Origin of the sequence: Flavobacterium sp., from assembly GCF_043773265.1 — a bacterium.
In the GTDB taxonomy this organism is placed as follows: Bacteria; Bacteroidota; Bacteroidia; order Flavobacteriales; family Flavobacteriaceae; genus Flavobacterium.
Window position 1 is genome coordinate 1 of record NZ_JAYVFH010000114.1, and the last position, 5,885, is coordinate 5,885.

The following is a 5,885-nucleotide window of genomic DNA, read 5'->3' on the forward strand; positions in this document are numbered from 1 at the left end:
TTTTCTTGTCTTTATATTAGTGCTTTTTTCAATTTGAATTCCTGAAAAATAGTCAAGAAGCGTAGAAAAAATTAATAAAAACAGAAATCTCCAATCCCAACAGGAATAAAAATAATAACTTGCAATAATTAAAATAATGTTTTGTTGCCGTTTTGATTTAACTGGAAAAAACCAATAAAGTAAAAACACTATTGGTAAGAAAATTGCAAAACTGGTAGAATTGAAAAACATTATTTATTTGTAATTGTATCTATAAATTTCCAAATAGCGTTTGAAGCTTTTGTAGGTTCTGAGCCAACAATTATTTCAAACCATTTTTTGCCTTCAACAACGTTTGATAATTTTCCGTCTAGTATATTTTTTACAATTTTTGTTAATTCTTTTTTATGGTTTACAAAAAGTGCTGCATCTTTTGATGGCATTGATCTAAAATGAATGTATTTGTAGTTCTGACCAATATCGCGAATTCCTTTTTTTAATTGTGGTTGCTCATAATCAAAAAACAAGCACGATTTATTATGTGCTACAAAGTCGAAAACCATTGAAGATGCGATGTTTCCAACAAATTCTGTATGTTCACAAATATTAGATTGCAATGCAAAGTCTTCTTTGGTTGGCATAATCTCGTTCCAACTGGTTCCAACTGGTCGCCATAATGGATCTATTGAGATAATTACATCACTATATTTTTTTAAAATTGCATCATATCTTGTAGTAAAATCGACAGGACATTTTCGATAAATAATTGCTAAATTATAACCTTGATTGTTTAATTCTTTTATAGAAATGGCTAAATCTTCGAGATAATATTGGTCTAAAGGCGATGTTACTATGTCGTCACCCGAAAAACAAATGTATTTTTTATTTAAATCTAAATTATGTTGTTTGAAAAATACTTCTTTTGTTTGTAATAATGATTTGTCAAAATGGCTTTCAAATTGTGGTGTTCCACTAATAAAAACATTTTCTGGTTTTACATATGGACAATACATTAAAAGCTCTTTTTTCATGTGTTCACTCCAAACAAAATAGTAATCGGTTTCGACTAATGTTGTTGCTTTGGGCAAATTATCCCATGAAAAAATAAAAGTTGCCGTAGGAATTCCTAAATCTTGTGCTGCTAAAATAGGTGCAATTGCTTGTGATGGTCTTTGATTTGTACAAAAAATAAAATTGGGTTTGTGTTCTTCTAATTGTTTTTTGCAATAATTATATTTTGGTGTTTTTCGTTCTAATTTTTTTATGGTATTTCTAACAAAGTTAATTCCTGTATTGTTTGAACCAAAAAACACCAAAACATCAACACTAATACTTTTAAAAAAATTTGAAAATCCTTTGTATGATTGTGGAAAATTGTAGGTGTTGTAAACAGTTTCATTAAATTTTTTATCAAAAACATTTAACTCAATCCTCTTTCTTGCTCTTGTAAAAATAGTTGTTAATGGATTGATTTTTTGGTTTTCTATTTTAACTTCGTCAAAACCTATTTCATTTTTTATTGAAAATGGTGTATTGTTCCAATACGTTATGTCATATGCTTTTTGATCACCAATTTCTTTAAATTTGGTAAATGCAAAGTTTCTTAAACCAACTCCATCTGGTAGAAAAATAAAGATTTTATTTTTCATAAAACCTATACTTTCTGATTTTTTAATTTATCTCTTTGTACTTGCTCAATAGGAAGAATATCTTGGCTCTTGAAAGTTAATGCTTTGTGAACTGCTTTTAAATCTCTTGCTAGTTTTCTTAAACCTTCTGGTTCTAGAGAAGCTGCATGATCTGTTCCTTTCCAAGTTCTATCTATTGTATAGTGTCTTTCTATAATATTTGCTCCAAGTGTGAAAGCGGCAACATCAACTGCTATTCCTAAATGGTGTCCAGAGAAACCAATATGTTTTACTTTATCTGAGTATTTTTCTATAAGTAAATTAATATCTAATAAACATACATCATCAAAAGGAACAGGATAACCCGAAGTACAATTGTATAAAACCAAATCTTTATTTCGTCCTTTTTCTGTAAAGAAATTAACCAAATCTTCGGTTTCGTTTTTAGTTGTCATTCCTGTTGAAATGTGAATTTCGCCTTTATAATTATCGCATAACCAAGCCAGCATTTCATAATTATTGTTACAAGCAGATGGAATTTTAATAAATTCTGGATTTAAGGAAGCGATTTCTTTAGCTGATGTTAAATCCCAAACTGATGTTGAATAAACGATTCCAATTTCTTCGCAATATTTTTTTAGTTCTGCATTTTGAGCTAGATTGAATTCAAGATATTCTCTGTGTGCGCCATAAGTATCGCCATAAGAGTTTTGAGGATTTGGATGTGGCGCGTTGTATTGTTCTTCTGTTAGAAGTTCAACATTATTTCGTTTTTGAAATTTTACTGCATCTACATTACAGAATATTTTAGCAATTTTTATTAATTCTTTTGCTATTTCTATTTGACCTTTATGGTTGCAACCAATTTCTGCAATTATATATGGTTTTTTGTAACTATTCATATCTTTTATTATAATTTAAAATAATTTCACACACTTCTCTTATTGCTCCTTTACCTGATTCATTTGTTAAAACAATATCTACATTGTTTTTCACGATATTTGTTGCATTTATTGGTGCAAACGACCAACCTACGCTGCACAAATTTGCTAAATCATTTACATCATCACCTACATAAGCAACGGCGCCAAAATTACTATTTTTATTATGAAGAAAATCTTTTAAAAATGAAAATTTATCTTTAACTCCTAAAAAGGTGTTCTCAATATTTAATTTTTGCATTCTTTTTGCAACTAAATCTGAATTTTCTGATGTTAAGACAACTACTTCTACATTGTTTTGACGAATAATTTCTAAACCCATTCCGTCACGCATATCGAATTTTTTGGATAGTTCACCATCTTTTGAGTAATAAACACAACCATCTGTAAAAACACCATCTACATCGAGCACTAAATATTCTATTCTTTTCGTTTGTTTTTGTTTTTTTTGTCGTTCTATTAAAAGGTTTTCAGCTATTATCCAATCGGAACTTGAATCTATTTCAATCAGTGTTTCTTCTGGCATTTCTACAACACCAATTTTACCGCTTATTCTATTATTTGAAGATAAAAATGCTTTATTTGTTGTGCAATATACTGCTCCATTTTCAATTAAAAGTCCATCAAAATCTTGTCTTCGAGGTCGATTTAAATAATCATAATTTTTAGGAGTTCCATCTATATTCCAAATAAATCGATGCGTTTTTACTACAGTTAATGAGGAATCATAGTGTTCTAAAGTTATTTTATTAATTGCATTATCAATATCTTTAGATGTCGTTAATGGAGATGTTGCTTGAAGTAAGCAAAGTATTTCAAAATCGTTATTTATTTTTTCTGCAAATTCAAGCATAGCACTTTCGGTAGTTGCTGTATCATTTGCATTCTGTTCGTTACGTTTTAAAGCTTTAACTTTATTGGTCCAAGTATATTCTTTTTTAATAAAATCAATTATTTCATCATCATCTGTAAATACATAAACTTGATCTAAATTGGAAAAAATAGCTTCTGCTAAAACCCAAGTAAACAATGGTCTTCCTAGCATTTTCTTTTTGTTTTTTCCTATAATTCCTTTTGAACCTTTGCGTATTGGAATAAATCCTATTTTTTTCATTTTTATTTAACTTATAGTTTTTTAAAACAACTTGGAAATATTAATTTTTATTCAAATTTATGAAATTACTTAGTTCTGTTGTGTATAGTTTTGCACCTTTTATATTTAAATGAGATTCGTCATAAAAATAATCTTCTTTTTTGTATAATTGATTTAGTGTATCATAAACAAAAAATTTGTTTTCTTTATCTGAAATTTTTTTAATTCTTTTTTCTAAATCTGTATTATAGGGTCTAAAATTAGGTGTAAAACAGTAAATTAATTTAATGTTGTTTTTATTGCATATATCTTGAAATTCTAGAAAAGCTTTTATTTTACTTTCTTTTTCGTTCTTAATATTATATTTCTTTAAGTGTTTATAAAAATTAAACTTTTTTCTATTTATTTGATTAATAAATGGCATAGAACCACATTCTAGAATTGGACTTTCAGAAGAGATTTTCTTTTTCTCAAAACTAAAGTTTCCTCTGTTTAATCTTGCTAAACACAAAACTCTGGCGAGTTGGTTTTTTTCTTTTTGATTTATAAGTTCATTGGTAATGTAATTATATTTTACCAAAGGATATAATCTTTCGAACCTAAAATTTAGTGTTTTATCAAATACTAATTCTGATGGATCATCAATTGGCAAAATAATTATTTTGGGTTTTTTATTAAATTTTAAAAGTGTTTTTAATAAAAATTCATGAAACTCAATATTCGATCCTGGATAAGTAATATTATATGCTGATAATGAAGTTTCTTTTTCTATTTGACCTGCAATTATTCCATATGCTCCACGAGATGAACCCATGACTATAATATCTTTATTGATTTTTCCGTTAATTAATAATTCTAATCTTTTATCAACTTCTAAATTAGGTGAAGTAAATAAAAAAACATAAAAAAATTTGTCAATAACAAAAAAGACAATGCCAAACAGAAACAAATTAGTTAATAATCTTTTCATATTAAAATTGAAAATAAATAAATTGTTGTTCTTTGGCTCCATAAATAAATAGTAAAATAAATAAACCTAAATATAATGACCATCTAAATATTTTATTAAATTGGAAACCTATTTTTTCTAAACCATAGTTATCTTTTCTACCAATCCACTCTATAACAATAAACAACAATAGTAATAGTAATAAATAGGTTGGACGAATTTCTGGCAATGAAAATATTTTTTTACTGAAAATTCCTGAAATATAACTAAATGCGTGTTGCAAATTATTAGCCCTAAAAAATATCCATGCAAATACTGTTAATCCAAAAGTAAATAAAATTGAAACCAATTCTTTAAAACTAGGTAATGATTTATCAAAAGCAACTATTTGCAAATTATCTCTATTTTTATTGAAAAGTAAAAGTGGTAAAAAATAAATTGCATTCAATAATCCCCAAACTATAAATGTCCAATTTGCTCCATGCCAAAAGCCACTTACAATAAAAATGATAAATGTATTTCTTACTTGCATCCATTTTCCTCCTTTACTTCCTCCGAGTGGAATGTATAAATAATCTTTAAACCATGAGGATAAAGAAATGTGCCAACGACGCCAAAACTCAGCAATATCTCTAGAAAAATAAGGAAATGAAAAGTTTTTTAACAATTCTATTCCAAACAATCTTGATACTCCTAATGCTATGTCTGAATATCCTGAAAAATCACCATAAATTTGAAAAGTAAAAAATAATGCTCCAATTATTAATGTACTTCCTGAATAATTACTTGAATCATTAAAAATATAATTGGCATATTCGGCACAATTATCTGCAATTACAATTTTCTTGAATAATCCCCATAAAATTTGTCTTAAACCGTCAACTGCTTGATTGTAATTGAATGTTCTTTTCTTTTTAATTTGTGGTAAAAGATGTGTTGCTCGTTCAATTGGACCAGCAACAAGCAATGGAAAATAGGAAACAAAAACAGAGTAATCAACTATATTTTTCTCGGCTGAAATTCTATTCTTGTAAATATCAATAATATAAGATAACCCATGAAAGGTGTAAAATGAAATTCCAATTGGCAAAATCACATTCAATGACCAACTATTTACGTGAATTCCTAAATTCATCAATAGATTTTGGAATGATGCTGTAAAAAAATTAAAATACTTAAAAACTCCTAAAAAACCAAGATTGATTATAATACTCAACCAAAACCAAAATTTTCTTGTCTTTATATTAGTGCTTTTTTCAATTTGAATTCCTGAAAAATAGTCAAGAAGCGTAGAA

5 protein-coding genes and 1 pseudogene are annotated in these 5,885 nt (G+C 27.3%); all 6 read right to left on the reverse strand.

Features of this window, described 5'->3' with window-relative positions:
• Window positions 1-231 (reverse strand): annotated as a pseudogene (locus ACH2BO_RS06110) (MBOAT family protein); the annotation flags it as partial.
• On the reverse strand, window positions 231-1,628 hold the full coding sequence (locus ACH2BO_RS06115; RefSeq protein ID WP_395043869.1) for a UDP-glycosyltransferase: 1,398 nt from the start codon (window positions 1,626-1,628) through the stop codon (window positions 231-233). The gene ACH2BO_RS06115 and the pseudogene ACH2BO_RS06110, both read right to left, overlap by 1 nt.
• A gap of 5 nt (window positions 1,629-1,633) precedes the next feature.
• Entirely contained in the window at window positions 1,634-2,509 is an 876-nt protein-coding gene (locus tag ACH2BO_RS06120) for an N-acetylneuraminate synthase family protein (RefSeq protein ID WP_395043870.1), read from the reverse strand.
• The gene (locus tag ACH2BO_RS06125; protein ID WP_395043871.1) at window positions 2,502-3,662 is read right to left on the reverse strand and encodes a cytidylyltransferase domain-containing protein; all 1,161 of its coding nucleotides are present in this window, start codon (window positions 3,660-3,662) and stop codon (window positions 2,502-2,504) included. The genes ACH2BO_RS06120 and ACH2BO_RS06125 overlap by 8 nt, the downstream gene beginning before the upstream one ends.
• Window positions 3,663-3,702: 40 nt before the next feature.
• On the reverse strand, window positions 3,703-4,611 hold the full coding sequence (locus ACH2BO_RS06130) for a hypothetical protein (protein WP_395043872.1): 909 nt from the start codon (window positions 4,609-4,611) through the stop codon (window positions 3,703-3,705).
• A 1-nt stretch (window position 4,612) separates the two neighbouring features.
• On the reverse strand, window positions 4,613-5,885 hold a 1,273-nt coding region (locus ACH2BO_RS06135), incomplete at its 5' end, for an MBOAT family O-acyltransferase (RefSeq protein WP_395043873.1).